At 59.2% G+C, this 22720-nt stretch carries 23 protein-coding genes, 1 tRNA gene and 1 pseudogene; 6 read left to right on the top strand and 19 right to left on the bottom strand.

The window, feature by feature from the left end; translation table 11 throughout:
• Window positions 1-520: 520 nt before the first annotated feature.
• From ACLH0I_RS08105 to dapA, 9 genes are all read right to left on the bottom strand, one after another.
• On the bottom strand, window positions 521-709 hold the full coding sequence (locus ACLH0I_RS08105) for a hypothetical protein (RefSeq protein WP_411386742.1): 189 nt from the start codon (window positions 707-709) through the stop codon (window positions 521-523).
• A gap of 151 nt (window positions 710-860) precedes the next feature.
• A complete protein-coding gene (locus ACLH0I_RS08100) occupies window positions 861-1250 on the bottom strand; it encodes a hypothetical protein (RefSeq protein ID WP_411386741.1) in 390 nt (129 codons plus the stop codon).
• Window positions 1251-1537: 287 nt separating this feature from the next.
• Window positions 1538-2146 carry a hypothetical protein gene (locus ACLH0I_RS08095; protein WP_411386740.1) on the bottom strand — a complete coding sequence of 203 codons (609 nt, stop codon included), beginning with the start codon at window positions 2144-2146 and terminating at the stop codon, window positions 1538-1540.
• A 4-nt stretch (window positions 2147-2150) separates the two neighbouring features.
• On the bottom strand, window positions 2151-3125 hold the full coding sequence (locus ACLH0I_RS08090) for a hypothetical protein (RefSeq protein WP_411386739.1): 975 nt from the start codon (window positions 3123-3125) through the stop codon (window positions 2151-2153).
• Window positions 3126-3373: 248 nt separating this feature from the next.
• A tRNA-Ser gene (locus ACLH0I_RS08085) sits at window positions 3374-3463 on the bottom strand.
• An 83-nt stretch (window positions 3464-3546) separates the two neighbouring features.
• Window positions 3547-4260: a phosphoribosylaminoimidazolesuccinocarboxamide synthase gene (gene purC / locus ACLH0I_RS08080; RefSeq protein ID WP_030141208.1), complete on the bottom strand. Its 714-nt coding sequence runs from the start codon at window positions 4258-4260 to the stop codon at window positions 3547-3549.
• 27 nt (window positions 4261-4287) lie between these two features.
• Window positions 4288-5046, bottom strand: a complete 759-nt coding sequence (locus tag ACLH0I_RS08075) for an MBL fold metallo-hydrolase (RefSeq protein WP_250962750.1) — start codon at window positions 5044-5046, stop codon at window positions 4288-4290.
• A gap of 4 nt (window positions 5047-5050) precedes the next feature.
• Window positions 5051-6166, bottom strand: a complete 1116-nt coding sequence (gene bamC, locus ACLH0I_RS08070) for an outer membrane protein assembly factor BamC (protein ID WP_186704553.1) — start codon at window positions 6164-6166, stop codon at window positions 5051-5053.
• Between the two features lie 17 nt (window positions 6167-6183).
• A complete protein-coding gene (gene dapA, locus ACLH0I_RS08065) occupies window positions 6184-7062 on the bottom strand; it encodes a 4-hydroxy-tetrahydrodipicolinate synthase (RefSeq protein WP_186704552.1) in 879 nt (292 codons plus the stop codon).
• A 314-nt stretch (window positions 7063-7376) separates the two neighbouring features.
• Here dapA and ACLH0I_RS08060 point away from each other — a divergent pair, with 314 nt between their 5' ends.
• A complete protein-coding gene (locus ACLH0I_RS08060) occupies window positions 7377-7937 on the top strand; it encodes a glycine cleavage system protein R (protein WP_003184325.1) in 561 nt (186 codons plus the stop codon).
• 10 nt (window positions 7938-7947) lie between these two features.
• Window positions 7948-8421 carry a peroxiredoxin gene (locus ACLH0I_RS08055; protein WP_250962747.1) on the top strand — a complete coding sequence of 158 codons (474 nt, stop codon included), beginning with the start codon at window positions 7948-7950 and terminating at the stop codon, window positions 8419-8421.
• A 129-nt stretch (window positions 8422-8550) separates the two neighbouring features.
• Here the strand turns inward: ACLH0I_RS08055 and ACLH0I_RS08050 are convergent, their stop codons facing one another.
• Window positions 8551-9621 (bottom strand): AI-2E family transporter, encoded by a 1071-nt coding sequence (locus tag ACLH0I_RS08050; RefSeq protein ID WP_186704550.1) that lies wholly within the window; start codon window positions 9619-9621, stop codon window positions 8551-8553.
• A gap of 30 nt (window positions 9622-9651) precedes the next feature.
• A complete protein-coding gene (locus ACLH0I_RS08045) occupies window positions 9652-9891 on the bottom strand; it encodes a sulfurtransferase TusA family protein (RefSeq protein WP_053120054.1) in 240 nt (79 codons plus the stop codon).
• A 98-nt stretch (window positions 9892-9989) separates the two neighbouring features.
• Here ACLH0I_RS08045 and ACLH0I_RS08040 point away from each other — a divergent pair, with 98 nt between their 5' ends.
• Complete coding sequence (locus ACLH0I_RS08040; RefSeq protein WP_411386738.1) at window positions 9990-11423, top strand: M48 family metalloprotease; 1434 nt, start codon at window positions 9990-9992, stop codon at window positions 11421-11423.
• Window positions 11424-11485: 62 nt separating this feature from the next.
• Here the strand turns inward: ACLH0I_RS08040 and ACLH0I_RS08035 are convergent, their stop codons facing one another.
• From ACLH0I_RS08035 to rpoE, 4 genes and pseudogenes are all read right to left on the bottom strand, one after another.
• Window positions 11486-12916, bottom strand: a complete 1431-nt coding sequence (locus ACLH0I_RS08035; RefSeq protein ID WP_411386737.1) for a DegQ family serine endoprotease — start codon at window positions 12914-12916, stop codon at window positions 11486-11488.
• 234 nt (window positions 12917-13150) lie between these two features.
• On the bottom strand, window positions 13151-14098 hold the full coding sequence (locus tag ACLH0I_RS08030; RefSeq protein WP_411386736.1) for a MucB/RseB C-terminal domain-containing protein: 948 nt from the start codon (window positions 14096-14098) through the stop codon (window positions 13151-13153).
• Window positions 14099-14110: 12 nt separating this feature from the next.
• Window positions 14111-14698 carry a sigma-E factor negative regulatory protein gene (locus tag ACLH0I_RS08025; RefSeq protein WP_053120046.1) on the bottom strand — a complete coding sequence of 196 codons (588 nt, stop codon included), beginning with the start codon at window positions 14696-14698 and terminating at the stop codon, window positions 14111-14113.
• A gap of 31 nt (window positions 14699-14729) precedes the next feature.
• Window positions 14730-15310: pseudogene (rpoE, locus tag ACLH0I_RS08020) on the bottom strand (RNA polymerase sigma factor RpoE).
• Window positions 15311-15869: 559 nt separating this feature from the next.
• On the opposite strand from rpoE, the gene nadB reads away from it, so the two are divergent.
• The gene (gene nadB / locus ACLH0I_RS08015; RefSeq protein WP_411386735.1) at window positions 15870-17486 is read left to right on the top strand and encodes an L-aspartate oxidase; all 1617 of its coding nucleotides are present in this window, start codon (window positions 15870-15872) and stop codon (window positions 17484-17486) included.
• Here nadB and ACLH0I_RS08010 read toward each other — a convergent pair.
• Together ACLH0I_RS08010 and ACLH0I_RS08005 are read right to left on the bottom strand one after the other, a co-directional pair.
• On the bottom strand, window positions 17455-17907 hold the full coding sequence (locus ACLH0I_RS08010; protein WP_250962741.1) for a protein YgfX: 453 nt from the start codon (window positions 17905-17907) through the stop codon (window positions 17455-17457). The genes nadB and ACLH0I_RS08010 overlap by 32 nt on opposite strands.
• Window positions 17891-18145, bottom strand: coding sequence for a succinate dehydrogenase assembly factor 2 (locus ACLH0I_RS08005; RefSeq protein WP_003184348.1), 255 nt, complete (start codon window positions 18143-18145; stop codon window positions 17891-17893). The genes ACLH0I_RS08010 and ACLH0I_RS08005 overlap by 17 nt, the downstream gene beginning before the upstream one ends.
• Window positions 18146-18294: 149 nt before the next feature.
• On the opposite strand from ACLH0I_RS08005, the gene ACLH0I_RS08000 reads away from it, so the two are divergent.
• Entirely contained in the window at window positions 18295-19236 is a 942-nt protein-coding gene (locus ACLH0I_RS08000) for a YgfZ/GcvT domain-containing protein (protein ID WP_250962740.1), read from the top strand.
• 35 nt (window positions 19237-19271) lie between these two features.
• Entirely contained in the window at window positions 19272-20093 is an 822-nt protein-coding gene (locus ACLH0I_RS07995; protein ID WP_186704543.1) for an HDOD domain-containing protein, read from the top strand.
• A gap of 176 nt (window positions 20094-20269) precedes the next feature.
• On the opposite strand, the gene ACLH0I_RS07990 is transcribed toward ACLH0I_RS07995, so the two are convergent.
• Together ACLH0I_RS07990 and ACLH0I_RS07985 are read right to left on the bottom strand one after the other, a co-directional pair.
• On the bottom strand, window positions 20270-21655 hold the full coding sequence (locus ACLH0I_RS07990; protein WP_186704542.1) for a sensor histidine kinase: 1386 nt from the start codon (window positions 21653-21655) through the stop codon (window positions 20270-20272).
• A complete protein-coding gene (locus tag ACLH0I_RS07985; protein ID WP_003198779.1) occupies window positions 21648-22319 on the bottom strand; it encodes a response regulator in 672 nt (223 codons plus the stop codon). Before ACLH0I_RS07985 ends, ACLH0I_RS07990 begins: the two co-directional genes overlap by 8 nt.
• Between the last annotated feature and the right edge of the window lie 401 nt (window positions 22320-22720).

Below are 22720 nucleotides of genomic sequence, written 5' to 3'. Positions count from 1 at the left end.
TGGCGAGGGAGCTTGCTCCCGCTGGGTCGCGAAGCGGCCCTATTTTGGTGCTGCTACGCAGCCCAGCGGGAGCAAGCTCCCTCGCCACAGGGTATTACCCGGCTTTATATCGCTTAGCTGACTGGCATTACTTTCACGGAGCCCATCTCGTCGAAACGAGCATGGTTCGATAACACGAAACCTCCGCTTTGCCCGGACTCGATTAGTCACACAAGCTGATCAGCATGAATACACACACCTCGGAGACTCCGATGGCTACCACAAAAAAGTCGACAAATCGCACAAAAAAATCGCTTCAGACCAGCCTGAATAAAACTGAAGTCGCTCCCCTCGCATTGCGTCAGCTAACTGACCGTTACTTACCAAAGTATGAGCTGGATGGAGGCCCTTTGACCGAAGATCAGATAGCCGCAATTCGCACCTCTAGCCTCGCTACGGCTTTTCCGGAGGAACGTGTAACTAGAAAGCTCAATTAACCTATGACAGCGCCTTTTCGCCCACTACCGACGTTAAGTCACGCTTAGTCTTCTTGGCGCTCACGACGACGATTGGCGTCTGCCTGATTTCGAATAATTTGAATTCGCCGCAACAGACCACGAGAGACAGGCCGAACCCTTTCAGAATTATCCTTGCTGTCCCTATTGAGCAGGTCGACAAACTCTATGTCTGCCTGAGCCTTCGTGTCTCTTTCGGAATTATTCTTAGACATGACTTCCCTCCAATAAGAACTCTCCTGCAATATTACACATCATGAGGATATTACGCCGCTCTTGTATAGTTACTTTTCCTCAGTGCCACCAGTCGTTTGCTGTAGAATGGCAGACTTTGAGGGAAACGGGGGATTTTTCGTCAGAACACGCCTACTTGGGCTGATCCGCACTGTGCAAAAGGAAATATTTCAATTGATGCCCACTCATGTCGTGATCTTGGGGAATGAACTGCCTACAAATGAAGGGCACTTCTTTGTCATTCTTTGAACGATCAATCGCATTGAAAGTCGTCCTGAAAGCGTCAGCAACTTTAGCCCCGTCGTGCAACTGCTCGATCTGAGATGCGAGCGCCGTTTGAGCTGCAAATCCAGCTTGGTGTCCTAAATAGCTGGACGTGCGATAGTAGAAGTGATTCATGCAGAATGCGGATTGCGAGAGAGCTTCATAAGCGGCATCAGGTACCTCCGCATAGATCACCCCCATTGCAACCTGACTAACCAGTGACCCACTGAGTGCCATCCCTATTGCAAGCGCTTTCATGCAATTTCTCGCTCTGCTCAGTACTTTCCTAGCTGCCCTTCAAGTTCGATCCTTTCTTTGAGCAAGAGAAACGGGGGCAGACCACGATTTTGAGTTCACTTTAGGAATCGGGGTACTGCCCACGATTTTGAGTTAATTTGTAATCGCCTCGCTTCATAATCGCCCCCCTTCCCCTCAACAACGTAAGGAAAAATTATGGACGCTGGATTCCAAGAGATACAAAAAACATCTCAACCCTCGCATCCGAGCAGATGGATTTCGAACAATGCTAAAGCCAACCACTAACCTTATTGAATAGCTTTCCAGCGAATAGCAGTCATGACGGTATGATAGACATTGTAGATAAAGGATTTTAATTGCATCAACAAAAAAAACATTCCCGTATAAAGAGCAACGTAAGCCATACCAACCAACCACTCAGTGATCTTCCATGATATCGGGGAGAGCTGGACTATTTTATGCACCAACCCTCCTTTAATAGCGAACACAATTACCAACAGACAGAAAACCGTATAAACCAAGTAATATATAAACACTCGCATAAAAATGAAAAAATTATTCTTCAGAAAGGACAACTGCGATTTCTCATGCCTGTACTTAGACATAGCCACAAGCATATCTGGTTGACTTATAGTTGCAAAAATAGTGAAACCGGCCAAAATAAAGCCTAAGACAGAAACCACAACCCCCAAAGCCATGGAGCTAAACTCACGCACAATTTTAAGCTTCTCATCCAATGAGATTTCCAACATACAATATTGAAGCACCACCAAAATAAAAACAGTAAACGTCGTCCAAAAGTTAAATGAACTGAAGGGAATTCGTCTCGCTTTGACGTAAATCGCCCACAAGCTTTTCTCATCCATCAATGCCTTGGGAGACAAATCATCGTTCACTGCTTCACCTACGATAAGGAGTGAGTTTGGCAATCGCAGCCAGGGTGGGAGCTGCGACTTGGATCATACCGTCGCCTACCAACTGAATGAATTTTTGAAACAGAGTAGGCGCAGCTTGCGAAGGCGAGTTCGTTGTTAACTCAACATAACTCTTAAGCTGGAAATGCTCATTGTCGCCACGCAGCTCCGTACCCGAGCTATCTTTACCTACAAGCGTTACCTTCTGATTCCCCTGAACCGTGGCAGCCTGCACTTCTTCGATAACACTATCTTTATCCAACCCTTCAGAGTTTGAGTGACGAATTGTAGTCGTCTTACTATTGACCTCATCCTTCTGACGCTGCACAGCTTCGAAAAAACCTTCGTTGTCATGTTCATCATTACGATTTGAAAACTTATATGTAACCGAACTCAAAACGTCATACTGCCGAACAAATGAGTCAATACTCTGAGCGGAAGTTAACGGAATCAATTCTAAAGTAGGTGGAAAAACGTCAAGCATCAATTGTTTTTTCGTTACCTTTTCACCGCTCTCTTTACGATGATCGTATATAGCATCAATATAAGCTTTATGATTACGCTTCAAAAAATTTTCAAGTGTCGACTTGAAATTATCCAGCGTTGGAGCGAACCTCGTTTCTTTAAGGAAGATAAGGCGATGAATATCAAGAACCAAGACAAAAATAGAAGAGGGTGAGGACTGCATTTCCTCGTGATCCTCTACCAATCCCGACTTTGTATAAATTTGCTCTCGTTCTAGAACCATATCTTTGATAAATCGACCAACAAGTAAAACACGGTTATCAACTGTAACTAACTCAACGTTTTCAAAGAAAAACTCCGTCGCCCCATAAACTCTTTTGAGATCAGGATCAGAAAAGGACGGAAGCACAATTTCTGCGAAATAATCGAGAAGATTCTGACTCCCAAATTTGCAAACGAGATTCGCCATTTCAACCGGGTACTGGCGTCTAGACATTAGATCCCTCTAAATGAGCGCTAACGCTCTTGGTAGCCATTTGATGGCTGACTTTAGCGTTCCAGTGAATGTTTGTCACTGAGATCCGCTGAATGAGCAGGGATTGCTCTTCCACCGTAACGGAGCATAGGGACGCCACCGAGCTCGCCGAAGGTGTTTTTGCCCTAAAAATACCCTACCTTAATCATCGGAAACGAAAAAGCCCCTGAAACGTTCAACCATTTCAGGGGCTTAGTCATACACAATAATGGCGGAGAGATAGGGATTTGAACCCTAGGTACTGTCGCCAGTACAACGGATTTCGAATCCGTCCCGTTCGGCCACTCCGGCATCTCTCCAGTGGCGCGCATCATACCAGCACATTCGCCGGAAGCGAACCCCCGAGCGAAATTTTTTCCGTGCTATCAGATGCTTGCGTCGATTACAGCGGCACACCCAGGCGCTGGGCAACTTCTTCGTAGGCTTCGATGACGTCACCGAGGCCTTGGCGGAAGCGGTCCTTGTCCATTTTCTTCTTGGTGTCCTTGTCCCAGAGGCGGCAGCCGTCCGGGCTGAACTCGTCGCCCAGGACGATGGAGCCGTCGCTGAACACGCCGAATTCAAGCTTGAAGTCCACCAGCAGCAGGCCGGCGTCGTCGAACAGCTTGGTCAGCACGTCGTTGACCTTGAGGGACAATTCCTTCATGCGCGCCAACTGCTCGGCGGTGCCCCAACCGAATGCCACGACGTGGGATTCGTTGATGAACGGGTCGCCCTTGGCGTCGTCCTTCAGGAACAGCTCGAAGGTGTAAGGGTTGAGCTTCATGCCCTCTTCCACGCCCAGGCGCTTGACCAGGCTGCCGGCGGCGTAGTTACGCACGACGCATTCGACCGGGATCATGTCCAGCTTCTTGACCAGGCATTCGTTGTCGCCCAGCAGCTTGTCGAACTGGGTCGGCACGCCGGCGGCTTCGAGCTTTTGCATGATGAAGGCGTTGAACTTGTTGTTCACCATGCCCTTGCGGTCCAGCTGTTCGATGCGCTTGCCGTCGAACGCCGAGGTGTCGTTACGAAACAGCAGGATCAAGCGGTCAGCGTCGTCGGTCTTGTAAACCGACTTGGCTTTGCCGCGGTAGAGTTCTTCACGTTTTTCCATGATGGGCTCCGCTTGCTAAGTAGTGGGCTAGGCGATATGTCGCCAGTCGAGCCCTGAATCTTGATCGGCCAGTTGCAGCCAGTCCGGGTCGCACCCGAGGGTGTCGACAAAACATTGCCGGGCCAGCTGCGGCAGGTTGTTCTTGCTGCTCAGATGGGCCAGGACCAGGTGTTGCAGGCCTTGCCAGCCCAACTCGGCCACCAGGAACGCGGCCTGGTGGTTGTTCAAATGTCCGTGCTCCCCGCCGACCCGCTGCTTGAGAAAGTACGGGTAGTAACCACGGGCCAGCATGTCACGGCAGTGGTTGGACTCGATCATCAACGCATCGAGGTCCCGGTAACTGTCCATCACCCTGTCGCAATACGACCCCAGGTCGGTCAGCAACCCGAAGCGCCGCTCGCCGTCGCTGAACACATACTGCGTTGGCTCCCGAGCGTCATGAGCCACGCTGACCACGCTGATGTCCAGGCCACCGATGCGCAGTTGCTCGCCACCGGCCACGAAACCCGCTGGCTCGATGGGCTTGCGCAGGCCTTCCAGCGTGCCACGGCTCAGGTACACCGGCACATTGTAGCGCCGAGACAGCAAACCCACGCCATGCACGTGGTCGGCATGTTCGTGGGTCACGAGTATCGCGCTCAGTTGCGCCGGGTGCACACCCAGGCGCAACAGGCGCTTCTCGGTTTCCCGCAGGGAGAAACCACAATCGACCAGCACATACGTGCCGGCGCTGGCGATCAGCGTGCCGTTGCCCTGGCTACCGCTGCCGAGAACGGCAAAACGCATCGGATCAGCCCAGGTTGTCCTGAATCACGCTCAACACCTTGCGGGCCACATCGGCCGGCGCCACGGTATTGATGTTTTTCTCGACGGTGACCTGGACGTTGTCGCCGACCTTGCTCAGGCGAACCTGATAACGCTCGGCGCGGGCTTCGACTTCTTCCTTGTCCGGCTTGCTGCCGAACAGGCCACTGAAGAAGCCAGGCTTCTCGTCTTTCCTCTCGGCCTTTTCAGCCAGGTTGATGTAGTACAGGCCCAGGCTGCGGTTGATGTCCTCAACGCGCCACTCGCCCTGCTCCAGCGCACGGCCAACGCTCGACCAGGCACGGTCCAGGTCGGAGCCGACGTTGAGCACCGGGTTGCCGCTGCCGTCTTCGTTCAGGCTGACGCGGCTCGGCGTATCGTAGTCCCGGGTCGCCAGCATCGACACCGAACCGCCCTGCTCTGCGGTACGGCTCATGCTGGCAAGCATGTCGTCCACCAGCGCAGCGTCGAGACCGGTATTGACCGAACGGTTGGTGAAGGCCACGTCGGCGGTGCTGCCGGCAGGACGCTCGGCGCTGACCACGTAGATTTCACTGGTGTTGCGCTGCACGCCCGGCTCGATGCGCACCCGCACGCGGGTTTCGCTGTCGGCCGCGACACCGGCGGCGCTCAGGCGCTTGGCCATGGCGGCGGACAGTTCATCGGAACGCTGCCAGGTGGTGGTGAACTCGCCGGTTTGCGGGCGCTGTTCGTCCAGGCGGAAACCGTTGTCCTGGAAGAACTGGATCGCCACGGGCCAGACTTCGGCCGGTGGGTGCTGGCCCATGACCCAGCTGGAATCGCCACTCTTCTGCAGGGTGTAGTCGCTGGCATCGGCCACGGCCGACAGCGGCTGTGGACGCGGAACGATGTATTCGCCCTTCACGCTGTCGTCCGCGACGTTGCGCGGGATCGGCAACAACGGATCCAGGCGCTTGGCGACGCTGACGTCTTGCGGCAGTTGCATCGGTGCAGTCTGTTGCGCTTGCAGGTAATCACTACCACGGTCGCGGAAGTAACCCTCCGGCCCCCAGATCCATCCGCAGCCGCTGGTGCTGGAGATAATCAAGGCAAGTGCGGAAAGTCCGGCCATTCGCTTCATGCGTTGTACTTCCTCAATTAAACCAGGACGCCGGACTGGCGCAGGGCCTGCCGCAGCGGTTCGTGACAGGGGGTGCTCAACCAGGTCAGTGGCAGGCGGATGCCATCGTGCATCAAGCCCATTTCGACCAAGGCCCACTTCACCGGAATCGGGTTGGCCTCGATGAACAGGTCCTTGTGCAACGGCATCAGTTTTTCGTTAATGGCCCGTGCGGTCTCGGCGTCGCCCTTGAGCGCGGCCTCGCACAGGTCGGCCATTTCGCGCGGCGCGACGTTGGCAGTGACGGAGATGTTGCCCTTGCCACCCAGCAGGATCAGTTCGACCGCGGTCGGATCATCACCGGACAGCACGATGAAGTCCTTGCCCACGCCATCGAGAATGGCCTTGGCGCGCTTCATGTCGCCGGTGGCTTCCTTGATGCCGATGATGTTCGGCACAGTGGACAGGCGGATCACGGTCTCGGCCTGCATGTCGCAGGAGGTGCGGCCGGGAACGTTGTAGAGGATCTGCGGGATGTCGACGGCTTCGGCAATGTGCTTGAAGTGCTGGTACAAGCCTTCCTGGGTCGGCTTGTTGTAGTACGGGACGACCAGCAGGCAGGCGTCGGCACCGGCTTCCTTGGCGTTGCGGGTCAGCTCGACGGCTTCGCGGGTCGAGTTGGCGCCCGTGCCGGCGATGACCGGAATGCGCCCGGCAACTTGCTTGACCACGGCTTTGATCACGGCGATGTGTTCTTCTACATCAAGCGTTGCCGACTCGCCGGTGGTACCGACGGCGACAATGGCATGGGTGCCGTTCTCAAGGTGGAAGTCCACGAGTTTGCTGAGGCTGTCCCAGTCAAGACGCCCGTCTGCATCCATGGGTGTGACCAGAGCCACCATACTGCCCGCAATCATGAAACCGCTCCTGCCGGAAAAAGAGAGCGTAATGGTACTGGCGCCAAGATGCTTGTACAAGCGAACTACCATTCCCCTTGGCGTTGGTTTTCGCTACCCTTCAGGCTTTGATCGGTACCGACAAGCTCATACGCCGGTTTCCAGCCTCCGTTTTCGACGCCACAAGCCCCGATCCCGGGTTTGTCCTGCTGCATTCCTGTTGTCACGGAATGCAGCACAACCCCGGGCACCAGGCTTGAGCCGTTCGTTTTTCGGGGCCGGGCGCCGTGTCGAGCGGCAAAGGTGCCGACCGCTCATCGCTTTAGGAATGCTGCATGTCCACCCCCACAGTCCGCGAACAATTCCTTGTTATCAGTGCCCTCGGCGCCAACCCCATGGAGCTGACTAACGTCCTGTGCCGCGCCAGCCATGAAAATCGCTGCGCCGTCGTGACCTCCCGCCTGACCCGTCATGGCGAATGCAGTGCACTCGTGCTCGAGATCTCCGGCAGCTGGGACGCCCTGGCGCGCCTGGAAGGCAGCCTGCCGGTACTGGCCAAGAAGCATGCCTTTACCGTCAACGTGGTGCGCAGCGCCGCCCTGGAGAACCGTCCCCAGGCCCTGCCCTACGTGGCCTACGTGAGTTCGGCCTACCGTCCGGACATCATCAACGAGCTGTGCCAGTTCTTCATGGACCATCACGTCGAGCTGGAAAACCTGACCTGCGACACCTATCAGGCTCCGCAGACCGGCGGCACCATGCTCAACGCCACGTTCACCGTGACCCTGCCGGCCGGCACCCAGATCAGTTGGCTGCGCGATCAGTTCCTGGACTTCGCCGATGCGATGAACCTGGATGCCCTGATCGAGCCGTGGCGCCCACAAAACCCAATGTAAGGAAGCGTTCATGGCCGTTGCCGTCGACCAGCCGGTTACCGATTTCCAGGCGCCTGCCACCAGCGGGCAGACCATCAGCCTCGCCGCCCTCAAGGGCAAGCAGGTGGTGATTTATTTCTACCCCAAGGACAGCACCCCTGGCTGCACCACCGAAGGCCAGGGTTTTCGCGATCAATATGCACAATTCCAAGCCGCCAACACTGAAGTGTTCGGCGTCTCCCGGGACAGCCTCAAGTCCCACGAGAACTTCAAGTGCAAACAGGAGTTCCCGTTCGAGCTGATCAGCGACAAGGACGAGGCCATCTGCCAATTGTTCGACGTGATCAAGCTGAAAAAGCTCTATGGCAAGGAATACCTGGGCGTTGACCGCAGCACCTTTCTGATCGACAAGGAGGGTGTGCTGCGCCAGGAATGGCGTGGCGTGAAAGTGCCGGGGCATGTGGATGCGGTGTTGGTGGCGGCCCAGGCCCTGAACAAGGCCTGAAATTTTCGCCGCCTGTACTGGCGCCATCGCGAGCAAGCTCGCTCCCACAGGGATTTGATTAACACCACCAATCCAATGTGGGAGCGAGCTTGCTCGCGATGAGGCCATCAGCATCACCCCCATTACAAGCTACAACAACGGCGCCACCACCGGCTCCTTGCTCGGCCATGCATCCAGCACCGCCTTGAACAGCGTCGCCAGGGGAATCGCAAAGAACACCCCCCAGAACCCCCACAGCCCGCCAAACAGCAGCACCGCGCAGATGATCGCCACCGGGTGCAGGTTCACCGCCTCGGAGAACAGCAGCGGGACCAGCACGTTGCCGTCCAGGGTCTGGATGATCCCGTAGACCGCCATCAGGTAGATGAACTGATCGCTCCAGCCCCATTGGAACAGGGCAATCAAGGCCACCGGCACGGTCACCACCACCGTGCCGACGTAAGGCACCACCACCGAAATGCCCACCAGCAGCGCCAACAGGGCAGCATAGTTGAGCCCCATGGTCACGAAGCCGATGTAGGTCACGCCGCCGCAGATGAAGATCTCGATGACTTTTCCGCGAATGTAATTGGCGATCTGCCGGTTCATCTCCTGAGCCACGCGGGTAATCAGCGCCCGCTCGCGCGGTAGGTAGCCGCGAACCCAACGCCCGATCATTTCCCGGTCCTTGAGGAAGAAAAACACCAGGATCGGCACCAGTACCAGGTAGATCATGATGTTGACCAGCAGCGGCAGGCTGGACAGTGAAAACGTCAGCGCCCATTGGCCGAACTTGCCAATCTCGCCGCGCACCACTTCGATGGTCTGCAACACTTGCTCATCGGACACCAGGTGCGGATAACGCTCGGGCAGCAGCAACAGCAAGGATTGCCATTTGGCGAGCATGCCTGGCAACTCATTGAACAGGGTCACCAACTGGTGCCAGAGCAACGGCACGATCACCACGAGAAACACCACCAGCACACCCATGAACAGGGCGAACACCAGCCCCACTGCCGCGGTGCCGGGCAGCCGCAGACGCTCCAGCGTCGTGACCAGCCCCTGCATCAGGTACGCCAGCACCATCCCCGCCAGCACCGGCGCCAGCATGCCGCCCAACGTGAGCACGGCGGTAAAGGCCAGGAACAACAGCACTGCCAGGACCACCGCCTCTTCATCGGAGAAGTAGCGCTGAATCCAGTCGCGTAACACTTTGAACATTAAAAATCCTTAAGGACGCTGTCGGTGTTTTCAGGCTTTTTTCAGCCAATAACGGTAGACGCCGTTTTCGTCTTCTTCACGCAGCAGCGTATGACCGGCCAATCGGGCGAAGGTGCGAAAGTCACGTTGCGAGCCCGCATCCGTGGCGATCACCTTGAGGACACTGCCGCTGGCCAGGCGATTGAGTTCCAGCTTGGCCTTGAGCAACGGCAACGGACAGTTCAGGCCGCTGGCGTCCAGTTCGGCATCGTGGGCTACAGCATCAGTCATGGGTTCGCTCCGCGGCAGGTCGTTGAGCGGCCTAGAATATCTGGTCCCGGGCCCGGTGTCCGGCTACAGTAGGGTCTTTGTCAACTAAGGCCTCGTGCATGACATTTCTGCGCCCCACCCTGCTGACGCTCGCTTGCCTGCTTGCCTCACCGGGCTTCGCCGACGACTTGCCGTCACTTGGCGATGCCAGTTCTGCCATCGTCTCGCCAGAACAGGAGCACCAATTGGGTCGCGCCTGGCTGGCCCTGCTGCGCAGCCAGGTTTCACAGCTCAACGATCCACAGCTCAAGGACTACGTCGAAACCAGCGTCTACAAGTTAGTGGAGACCAGCCAGGTCAACGACCGGCGCCTGGAATTCATCCTGATCAACAGTCCGCAGCTCAACGCCTTCGCCGCACCGGGCGGGATCGTCGGGGTCAACGGCGGCCTGTTCCTCAACGCCCAGACCGAAGGCGAATACGCCTCGGTCATGGCCCACGAACTGGCCCACTTGTCACAGCGCCACTTCGCCCGTGGCGTCGAAGCCCAGCAACGCATGCAGGTGCCGATGATGGCCGCACTGCTGGCCGGCATCGTGATTGCCGCTGCCGGTGGCGGTGACGCCGGGATCGCCGCCATCGCCGGGACCCAGGCCGCCGCCATTCAGGAACAACGGCGCTTCTCGCGCCAGAACGAACAGGAAGCCGACCGCATCGGCATCCAGAACCTGGAAAAGGCCGGCTACGACCCGCGGTCCATGCCCACCATGTTCGAGCGCCTGATGCGCCAGTATCGGTTCGACGCCAAGCCCCCGGAATTCCTGCTGACTCACCCGGTGACCGAATCGCGGATCGCCGACACCCGTAACCGCGCCGAACAGGCCAGGCCGGGCGGCATCGAGGACAGCGTGCGCTATCAATTGATTCGTGCACGGGTCCAACTGACCTATGAAGAAACCCCGGGCCTGGCCGCCAAGCGCTTCCGGGCACAGCTGGACGAGAACCCGAAGAACGACGTGGCACGCTATGGCCTGGCGATCGCGCAGATCAAGGGCGGTCAGTTGAACGAAGCTCGGGAGAACCTCAAGCCGCTGCTGGCCAAATCACCCAACGAGATCATCTACAACCTCGCCCTGGTGGACCTGGACATCACCAGCAACAAACTGGCCGACGCTCAGTCCCGCGTCGACCGGATGCTGAGCCAGTACCCAGGCAATTATCCGCTCAACCAGGTCCGCGTCGACCTGCTGCTCAAGCAGAACCGTCCCGCCGACGCCGAGAAGGCCCTGGAAACCCTGCTCAAGTCACGCCCGGACGATCCGGACGTCTGGTACATGGTGGCCGAGACCCGTGGGCTGTCCGGCAACATCATTGGCCTGCATCAGGCCCGTGCCGAGTACTTCGCCCTGGTGGGCGATTACCGTCAGGCCATCCAGCAACTGGACTTCGCCAAACGGCGCGCCGGCACCAACTTCCCCCTTTCGTCACGCATCGATGCGCGCCAGCGGGAACTCATGGAGCAGGAGCGCATGGTCAAGGACATGATGGGCTGAGCATTGGCCAGACAATAAAAAACCGCCTCTCTCGAGGCGGTTTTTTATGAGCCGCTAACCGGTCATTCGGCCAGCTTGAAGGTGATGAAGCTCGCGCGCCCCTGGCGCAGGACCCGCATCGACACCGAACGATTCTTCGGCAATGCCTTGGCGATGTCGGTGAACTCCTTGGCCGAACCAATGGCCTGGTTGTTCAGGTGCGTGATGATGTCGCCCGGCTGGAGACCGATCAGCGCGGCAGGGCCGTCCTGCACTTCCTTGATCACCACACCGCCCTGCAGTTCCAGGGTGCGTTTCTGCTCTTCGGTCAGCTCGGCCACGGCCACGCCCAGGCGGTTGCTGCTGCGCTCGACGCCGGATTTTGGCAGCGAATCCAGTTCCTTGCCTTCTTCAGGAATGGCGCCGACGGTCAGTTCGACGTTCTTGCGCTTGCCTTCGCGAATCACTTCCAGATTAGCCTTGGCGCCGGCCTTGAGAGCGCCCACCAGGTGCGGCAGGTCCGCGGACATGACGATCGGCTGGCCGTTCATGCTCAGGATCACGTCACCCACTTGCAGGCCGCCCTTGGCAGCCGGGCCACCTTCCTGGATCTGCGCCACCAGCGCACCGGCAGGTTTATCCAGCCCGAACGACTCGGCCAGATCCTTGTTCACTTCCTGGATCACCACGCCCAACCAGCCACGGCTGACCTTGCCTTCGCTTTTCAGCTGGTTGGACACGTCCATGGCCACGTCGATCGGAATGGCGAAGGACACGCCCATGAAGCCGCCCGAACGGGTATAGATCTGCGAGTTGATGCCGACCACTTCACCGTCGAGGTTGAACAGCGGGCCACCGGAGTTACCCGGGTTGATCGGCACGTCGGTCTGGATGAACGGCACGTAGTTTTCGTTCGGCAGGCTGCGACCGATGGCGCTGACGATGCCCTGGGTCACGGTGTGATCGAAGCCGAACGGCGAACCGATGGCCACCACCCATTGGCCGGCTTTCAGGTCCTGGGATTTGCCCAGCTTGAGCACCGGCAGGTCCTTGCCTTCGATTTTCAACAGCGCCACGTCGGAACGTGGGTCGGTGCCGATCAGCTTGGCCTTGAGTTCGCTGCGGTCGGCCAGGCGCACCAGGATTTCGTCGGCGTCGGCGATCACATGGTTGTTGGTCAGGATGTAGCCATCAGGCGAAATGATGAACCCCGAGCCCAGGGATTGCGCTTCGCGCTGGCGGCCACCGCCGGGCGAGCGCGGCTGTTGCGGCATGCCGCGCTCGAAGAACTCCCGCAGCATGGGCGGCAAGCCTTCCAGGTCCGGCATCTGCGGGTCCGATACACGGCGATCCGGCAGCTTCTGGGTGGTGCTGATGTTCACCACGGCGGGTGAAGCCTGCTCGACCAGTTGCGTGAAATCGGGCAATTCCACCGCCACGGCAGGAACGGCCTGGCCGAGCACAAGCACGGTGGCAAAAATGGAGAGATAGGTTTTCAAGCGTGGTATCGACATACGGCTCCCGTTACGACGAGCATGGTTAAGCGATATGGAGCAAGGAATACCAGGGAAAGATACGCCGGTATTTTTGTTCCGGGAACAGACAAGGCCAGAGCCGAGCGGCTCTGACCTATAGAAAAAAAGCTGAGTTTTTGCAAATGAAAATGCTGACAGGAAGTTTCGGCATTTCGATCAAGCCCTGGCGTCATCGGCCTCTCGCGCAATCGAATCACCCGTGCAGCCAGCAGGTTATTGGGTCGCCGTGACGTCAGAGCGCATGGACAGCGCGATCCGTTCCGCCGTACCGATAGGAATTTCACCGACCACCGTGACCATCATTTCGCCCTGGGGCGTCGTCAGCCTGCGAGACACGGCCGCCGTCGGGCCGAGCTGGGTACGGGTATCGGTGGCGTTGGCACCGTTCAACGGCTCCAGGAACACCGAGAAGCGCGCGAGCCCGTCGTCATACATCAGGCTGCTGACCTGGACCTGGGAGTCCGGGTCCTTGCGTGCGGCACTGCTGGTCAGCTCGAAGCCGGGCGGCAGCCAGTCCGAGTGCCAGGCGGTTTTCGCCGCGACGGCCTTGCCAGGATCCTGCGTGACAGCCTTGCAATCGGGGCTGGCCTGCAAATCAGCGTCTGCGGGCGCGGCGAGATTCATGCGGGTAAACTGGAAGCGCTCGAGCAACTGGCCTTTGTCATTGAGTAACAAGGATTTGAGCGGCAGGCCGGTTTCTCTGTCCAGGTGCAGCTCGAAGCCATAGCGATGCTGGTCCTTGGGCGTCAGCGCAACGATGACCGCTTGACGTCCGGCCACACGTGACTTGCCAATGACTGCAAGGTCATACCAATTCTTGAGTTTTTGCGGATCGAGCGCACGTGAAGTGCTGTCCGGCGTATTGCCCAGCCCCGGGATCAAGGAGCCGCTTACGCATTGAGTATGCCCATCAATGCGCACGACTTCCTGTGCCGAGCCGTCGAGCTGGAGTAACCGCTCGCGGACCTTGCCATCCTGGACGCGATGCCAGATGTTATGGGTAGAAAAACTACCGTTGCGCTCGTAAACGAAAGTGCCCTGGAAGCTCTGCTGTTGCTCGGCTTGACTCAGGCGGTTCAACCAGTCCTGAGCCTCATCGGCATGGGCTGGAATTGCACACCAGCCACCAAGCAGAAGCGTGAATAGAGGTATGGCGCGCAATGGCTTTCCTTATTAACGGTTTTCCAGGCTGGCGGCACGGGCGTAAGGCAGCGCGCTTTCGGTACCTTTCAGGGCAGCTTGCTGGGCATGCTGACGCAGGTAGTTGGGCAGGCGCTGATCATGCCAGCCAGGCTGGCCTTGCAGAACACCGTTGGCCATTGGGCCTGCGGTTTCCGAACCTTCGCTGTAACCGGCCAATACCGCTGGGCCCTTGACCTGTGGAGCGGCCAAGCCAGGCTGATTGGACTGCTGCGCCATCTGCACGCCAGCAATCTCATCCTGGTTGTACAGACGTACACCCGCCAGTACAGCGACGGTGACCGACGCGGCTACCGCCAGGCGACCCAGGCTGCGCCATGGTCCGCGAGAAGCTTTTGCCGGTACGGCTTCGTCAGCCAATGCAGCAGAAACGGCGGCAGCGATGTCCAGGCGAGGAAGCAACAAGTCCTTGTGCATCACAGCCCGGGCGATCTGGTAACGAGCCCAGGTCTCACGTGTTTCAACATCGTCGAAGGCATTCAATACCCGACGTAATTCAAGTTCGTCCGCTTCGTTGTCCATAACTGCGGACAGCGATTCCTGCAGGGCTTCACGACTCATGGCGTTCCTCTCTTGGCTGTCGCCGCTGTCTCTAGTTTTCCTGCAACAACGGTTGCAGGGCTTTATCAATGGCCTCCCGAGCGCGGAAAATCCGGGAGCGCACGGTGCCCACAGGACATTGCATGACGCTCGCAATGTCTTCGTAACTCAGACCGTCGAACTCACGTAAAGTTAAAGCCGTACGCAAATCTTCAGGCAGTTGCTGGATGGTTCGATGGACGGTGCCTTCGATCTCATCCCGCAGCAACGCACGTTCCGGTGATTCGAGATCCTTGAGGCCATGATCGCCATCGTAGAACTCGGCATCTTCAGAACTTACATCGCTATCCGGCGGCCGGCGGCCGCGTGAAACCAGATAGTTTTTCGCCGTGTTGATGGCGATGCGGTAAAGCCACGTATAAAACGCGCTGTCACCGCGAAAATTACCAAGTGCGCGGTAGGCCTTGTGAAGGCTTCCTGAGCGACATCCTGCGCTTCATGGGTGTCGTGCACGAAACGCACGATCAACCCGAGAATTTTGTGCTGGTATTTCAGCACTAGCAGATCGAAAGCTCGCTTGTCGCCGCGTTGGACGCGCTCGACCAGCTGCTGATCCTCTTCCTGGGTTAGCATGAACACTCCTCGATAAGCTCGAAGGAGGCTTGCATTACTAATTGACCGGGCTTGCAAACATAGACTCGGGCTTTTCGCAAAAGTTCTCCCCCTTCCAAGCAAGTTTCCGACGCGCTCTGATCTCGGCACGCACGAAAAACGCAGCAGGAGATTCCCCGGCTGCGCGAATAATCTGTCGCCGGGCCTGTTGGCAGGGATTCCAATCGAAATCCTGCATCAACCCGACGCTGCTCCCTTTTGCAGACAACCGTCTATTGAACGTAGGCGCCTGGCAAAAGTTCCCGCTATTTCCAGCGTCGCAAATAGAATAATGGACGACCATGACGTGATAAACAGCGTTCTGTCTTCGAAACAGACGCCTTTGTCGACTCAGAGCCAACCGGCTGATCCGACGAAGCGTGCCGCTTTTCTGTCACACTGGTTTCACATTGCCATGAATGCCCGGCTATTGTGCCGATCCCCCCCTCTATATACTAGTGGGCTGCGTGGCTGCCCGACCCGTTGAAGCGGTGTCTGGCGCCAACCCCGACCCGGGTCGCCTTGAGCGGAAACCATTCGAATGAGCCAACAGTTCCAACATGATGTTCTGGTAATCGGCAGCGGTGCCGCCGGATTGAGCCTGGCCCTGACCTTGCCTGCGCACTTGCGCATCGCAGTACTGAGCAAGGGCGACCTGGCCAACGGTTCGACCTTCTGGGCCCAGGGCGGCGTCGCCGCCGTGTTGGACGATACCGACACCATTGAATCCCACGTCGACGACACCCTCAACGCTGGCGGCGGCCTTTGTGATCCGCAAGCGGTGCGCTTCACGGTCGAGCACAGCCGGGAAGCCATCCAGTGGCTGATCGACCAGGGCGTGCCGTTTACCCGTGACGAACAATCGAGCACCGAAGACGGCGGTTTCGAGTTCCACCTGACCCGCGAAGGCGGCCACAGCCATCGGCGCATCATTCACGCAGCCGACGCCACGGGCGCGGCGATCTTCAAGACCCTGCTCGCCCAGGCGCGACAACGGCCGAACATCGAATTGCTGGAACAGCGCGTCGCGGTCGACCTGATCACCGAAAAACGCCTGGGCCTGGACGGTGATCGCTGCCTCGGCGCCTACGTGCTCAATCGCGGCACCGGTGAAGTCGACACCTACGGCGCGCGCTTCGTCATCCTGGCGTCCGGGGGTGCGGCGAAAGTCTACCTTTATACCAGCAACCCCGATGGCGCCTGCGGCGACGGCATCGCCATGGCCTGGCGCTCGGGTTGCCGGGTGGCGAACCTGGAGTTCAACCAGTTCCACCCCACTTGCCTCTACCACCCACAGGCCAAGAGTTTCCTGGTGACCGAGGCCTTGCGTGGCGAAGGGGCTCATTTGAAACTCCCCAACGGCGAACGCTTCATGCAACGCTTCGACCCGCGCGCCGAACTGGCACCACGGGACATCGTCGCCCGGGCCATCGACCATGAAATGAAGCGCCTGGGTATCGATTGCGTCTACCTGGACATCAGCCACAAGCCCGAAGCGTTCATCAAGAGCCACTTCCCGACGGTGTACGAGCGCTGCCTGGAATTCTCCATCGACATCACCAAGCAACCGATCCCGGTGGTGCCGGCAGCGCATTACACCTGCGGTGGCGTGATGGTCGACCAACGCGGCCGCACCGATGTGCCGGGCCTCTACGCCATTGGCGAAACCAGCTTCACCGGCCTGCACGGCGCCAACCGCATGGCCAGCAACTCGCTGCTGGAATGTTTCGTCTACGCCCGCTCGGCGGCGGCAGACATCCTCGAGCAATTGCCACAGATCGCCATTCCGGTCGCCCTGCCCTCGTGGGACGCCAGCCAGGTCACCGACTCGGACGAAGACGTGATTATCGCCCACAACTGGGACGAGCTGCGGCGCTTCATGTGGGACTACGTCGGCATCGTGCGCACCAACAAGCGCCTGCAACGGGCACAGCACCGGGTGCGCTTGCTGCTGGATGAGATCGACGAGTTCTACAGCAACTACAAAGTCAGCCGCGACCTGATCGAGTTGCGCAACCTGGCCCAGGTGGCCGAACTGATGATTCGCTCGGCCATGGAGCGCAAGGAAAGCCGGGGGCTGCATTACACCCTCGACTACCCGAACCTGCTGCCCGAGGCGCTGGACACTATCCTGGTGCCGCCCACCTACGCCGACTGAACCTGAGCTGCACTCGCAGGCGCCGATGGACATCCGGCGCCAGCGCGTCGCGGGGCACGCACAGCGAGCGAACCCGCCGCTCGCCCTGCAGGCGAAAGCGCAGCACGATGATCATCGGCAGCGCCAGGCTGTCGGGACGGAATTGCACAGCCCGCCAGCCGTCGGCCCGGCTCCAGAGCTGCCAACCGGCGGCATTACGCCGCAACCCGCAAAAGGCCCGGCGATGGGTCAGCCATAAATGTCGAGGAATGACCCAGGCGCCATGGGCCAGGCACACTACGACGCCAAGCGCCGCGCACCAGGACGGCACGGACAACAGGAACAACGAACCCAAAGCGAACACCTGGGCCAGCAGGTAAGCCGCCAGCAGTTGCCCGGAGGCCTGCCAGCGGCATTCGAAGCGATTACTTGGGCTGGACACGGTCCAGGATCATCCGGACCATGCGCTGCAACTCAGGGTCTTCGGATTCGCTGCGCTCCATGAACCAGCCGAACATGTCCTGATCCTCGCATTCGAGCAAGCGGACGTAGCACGCACGGTCCACTTCATTGAGATGGGGATAAACCTCTTTCACGAACGGCACCAGCAACACATCCAGCTCAAGCATGCCGCGGCGGCTGTGCCAGTAGAGGCGATTCAGTTCAACGTCTTCGACCATGGAGCGCTCCTCAAATAGAGCGCAAGTATACAGGCCCCACCGCAGCGGAACAGACAGCTTTGGTCGGGCGCCATCGATCCTTTGTGAACTACCCATTTCAAGGGCGTCCCCTTATGATGTCTACCAGACTTTTTACCCTGCGATGACCCATGGCTGATTTCGCTTTTTTCTGCACCCTGTCCCACGAAGGCGTCCTCGCGGTCCGCGGCGTGGATGCCAGCAAATTCCTGCAAGGCCAATTGACCTGCAACCTCGACTACCTGAGCGACAGCCGGGCCAGCCTCGGCGCCCGCTGCACCCAGAAAGGCCGGATGCAATCGAGTTTCCGCATCCTGCTCGAAGGCGACGGCGTGTTGATGGCCATGGCCACCGAACTGCTCGAACCGCAACTGGCGGATCTGAAAAAATATGCCGTGTTCTCCAAATCCAAGCTCACCGACGAAAGCGCCGCCTGGGTTCGCTTCGGCCTGGAAAACGCCGACACGACCCTGGCCGGCCTGGGCCTGGAACTGCCGAGCGACACCGACAGCGTGGCGCGCCATGAAGCCTTGATCGCCATCCGTGTTTCCCCCGGCCGCGCCGAATTGTGGGTCCCCGCCGACCAGGCCCAGGCACTGCGCACCCGCCTGGGCGCCGAACTGGCCGAGGCGGACCTGAACCCGTGGCTGCTGGGTCAGATTCGCGCCGGGATCGGCCAAGTCATGCCGGCCACCCGCGAATTGTTCATTCCACAGATGCTCAACCTTCAAGCCGTCGGCGGCGTCAGTTTCAAGAAAGGCTGCTACACCGGCCAGGAAATCGTCGCCCGCATGCAATACCTGGGCAAGCTCAAGCGCCGCCTGTATCGCCTGCGGCTGGACGCCAGCGAACTGCCGGAACCCGGCACGGCGCTGTTCTCCCCCACGCATGGCAGTTCCATCGGCGAAGTGGTGATTGCCGCCCGCGGCGAGGGAAACATTGAACTGCTGGCGGTTTTGCAGGCCGAAGCAGCAGAAGATGACAATGTGCACCTCGGTGCCTTGGAAGGCCCGCACCTTCAATTGTTGGACCTGCCTTACGAACTGGACCGCGACCGCGAAATCCAGCGCTGATCGCAGTATTTGCCGCAGTACTCTAGAGAACCTAAATGAGCGATTTGGCGGATAAGGTCCAACGGGATTTGGTACAGGCCATCGATAACGACGACCTGGTTCTGCCAACATTACCGGAAGTGGCCATGCAGATTCGCCGGGCCGCCGAAGACCCGGAAATCAGCGTCAGCAACCTGAGCAAAGTGATCGGCCGCGATACGGCCCTCTCGGCACGCCTGATAAAAGTGGTCAACAGCCCGCTGTTGCGCGCCACCCAGGAAGTCACAGACCTGCACACGGCCATCACTCGACTGGGCGTCAACTACAGCAGCAACCTGGCCATCGGCCTGGTGATGGAGCAGATTTTCCATGCCCGCTCCGAGGTGGTGGAACTGAAGATGCGCGAAGTCTGGCGCAAGAGCCTGGAGATCGCCGGCGTCAGCTATGCGCTGTGTCGCGGCTACACCCAACTCAAGCCCGACCAGGCCGCGTTGGGCGGGCTGGTGCATCAGATCGGCGTGCTGCCGATCCTCACGTATGCACAAGACAATAATGAATTGCTGTCGGACCCGGTCAGCCTCAACCACGTCATCGAGACGATTCACCCGGTGCTGGGGGACAAGTTGCTCAGTGTCTGGGAGTTTCCGGAGCGGTTGGTGAAGCTGCCAGGGCTGTACCTGGATTTCAGCCGGGACTCCAAGCAAATCGATTATGTCGACCTGGTGCAGGTCGCTGCGCTGTACTGCTACAAGGACACCGACCACCCGCTGTCCAGGATCGACGTGTTCGGCGTCCCGGCCTTCAAGAAACTGGGCATCGACCCGGAAAACAAGGCCCGCTGCGCGGATATCGAAGAAGCGCGGTCGATGTTCTATTAAAAGGATCTGAAGCCACGAAGGCCTCTTGGCCATGCCGCTATTTTGCAGTCAGGCAGTTGCTTTTGTGGCGAGGGAGCTTGCTCCCGCTCGGTCGCGTAGCGGCCGCAAAAGCTTAGGGCTGCTTCGCAACCCAGCGGGAGCAAGCTCCCTCGCCACAGGGTTTGGCATCGCCAGGTTTATCCCGGGACAAAACTCACCCGCACCTTCAACCCACGCTCCTGCCCGTCGTGCAAAGTGATCTGCGCCAGGTGCGCGCGGCAGATTTCGCCGACGATCGCCAACCCGAGTCCCGAGCCGGCCACTTGCTGGTTACGTCGATAGAACCGCTCGAATACCCGATCCCGCTCATGCAACGGAATGCCGGGGCCATCGTCCTCGACTTCCAGCACCGCCGGCGCTGACACCCGCAGGATTACGTTGCCGCCCGACGGCGTGTGGGCCAGGGCGTTGTCCACCAGATTGCTCAACAGCTCGTTCAACAAGGTCGGCTCGCCCCGCAGCCATACCGGTTCGTCGGCCTCCAGGGCCAGCGCCACGCCTCGGGCATGGGCCAGCGGGGCCATGGCCATGCCCAGCTCACGGGCCAACTGGCTCAGATCGAGCAACTGCGCGCCGCCTTCGGCAATGGCCCGGGCGCCATTTTCCACCCGCGCCAAGGACAACAACTGGTTGGCCAGGTGGGTCAATCGATCGGTCCCCTGGGCCGCGGTTTCCAGGGTTTCACGCCAGGTCACCGGCTCGCTGGCGCGCAAGCCCAGCTCCAGGCGCGCCTTGAGCGCGGCCAAGGGCGTGCGCAGTTCGTGGGCGGCATCGGCGATGAACTGCGCCTGACGTTCGAACTGCCCGCGCAGGCGCTCGGTGAAATGGTTGAGGGCCCGCACCAGCGGCCATAACTCGTGCTGCACCTCCACCAGCGGCAACGGCCGCAGATCGTCCGGCTGACGCTCCTCCACTGCCGTGCGCAAACGCTCCAGCGGGCGCAGCGCCGCGCTGACGGCGAACCACACCAACAGCAGCGCGCCCACGGCCAGCATGCCCAGGCGCAACAGCGTGTCGGCCATCAGGCTGCGGGCCATGCTGACCCGCGCCTCTTCGGTCTCGGCCACGCGAATTTCCGCCATGCCGTTCATGTTCGGCTCGCTCACGGCCTTGAGCAGGCTCACCACGCGCACGTTCTGCCCCTGGTATTGAGCGTTATAAAAACGCGCCAGGGCTGGGTAATCGTCCGTGCGGGGCGTTCCGGGTGGCGGGCCGGGGAGGTTTTCGTAGCCGGAAATCAACTTCTTGTCGATGTCGTTGACCTGGTAATAAATCCGTCCGGCACTGTCGTAGGCAAAGGTGTCCAGAGCCACGTAGGGCACATCCGCGCTGAGGCTGCCGTCGCGCTGGGACAGGCCTGCGGCGATGGTCCGGGCCGAGGCCAGCAGGGTCCGGTCATAGGCGGTGTCCGCCGCCTCGCGGCCGTTCCAATAAGCGCTCAAACCGCTGGCGAGCATCAGCACCACCAGCAGCAAGGCCAGGTTGCGAAGCAACCGCCAGCGCAGGCTGTCGGGCTTATGCATTGCGATTTTCCAGAAGATAGCCCAAGCCGCGGAACGTGACGATCGCCACCGCATGGCCGTCGAGTTTCTTGCGCAGGCGGTGGACGTAGATTTCGATGGCGTCGGGGCTGGCCTCTTCGTCCAGTCCGAACACCTGGGCCGCCAGTTGCTCCTTGCTCATCACCCGCCCCGGCCGGGCAATCAACGCTTCCAGCACGGCTTGCTCGCGGGAGGTCAGGGTCAGTAGTTCATCGTCGAGGGTAAAACGGCGGGTGTCCAGGTCGTAGACCAGCCCGCCGCAGCGCTGCTGGCGTTCTCCGCCCAGTACGCTGCGGCGCAGCAGGGCCTTGACCCGGGCCTCCAGCTCGGTGAGCTCGAATGGCTTGGCCAGGTAATCGTCGGCCCCCAGGTTGAGGCCATGGACGCGGTCCTTGACGTCGCTGCGGGCGGTCAGCATCAGCACCGGCAACGTCTTGCCACGGGCTCGCAGACGCGCCAGCACCTCGAAACCGTCCATGCGCGGCAGCCCAACATCGAGGACCGCCACGGCGTATTCCTCACTGCTCAAGGCCAGGTCGGCCGCGACGCCATCATGCAACACATCCACGGTCAAACCGGTGCTCTTGAGCGCCTGGGCAACGCTTTCGGCGAGCTGCAGATGGTCTTCGACGAGCAGGACACGCATGGGTTATTCCTCGATTCAGGGATGGCCGACGCCATTCTTTGGCGCGGAGTTTACAGCCGCATCCGCCACTGTGAAGCCAAAAAACACGCTGAAAGGTTTTGAAAGGTTAGCGAAAGGTTCGGTCGTTAGAGTCTTGAAACGGACAGTTACGACTGCCGGTCGCGAAACAGATCGCGAACGAAAAACGCCTCGAAGCGTTTTCGCCGAATAAAAACAATAAGCGGAGTATTCATCATGCGGTCCATGCACCTCCAGGCCTTCACACCCGCCCCTCTTTTGCGCTCCAACCAGACTACCCTTGCCTGTGCCGACGCCTGCGCCGATTTGCATCGACGACAAGGTGCATGCGCGCAACGTGACCTGCCGCGTCGTTGAAACGCTGCGCAGTTGCGCTACAGCTT

Source organism: Pseudomonas sp. MPB03, from assembly GCF_046605385.1.
Classification (GTDB): domain Bacteria; phylum Pseudomonadota; class Gammaproteobacteria; order Pseudomonadales; family Pseudomonadaceae; genus Aquipseudomonas; species Aquipseudomonas zanjanensis.
Note: the sequence above shows the minus strand (reverse complement) of the source record. Positions and strands in the feature narration are given on the sequence as shown.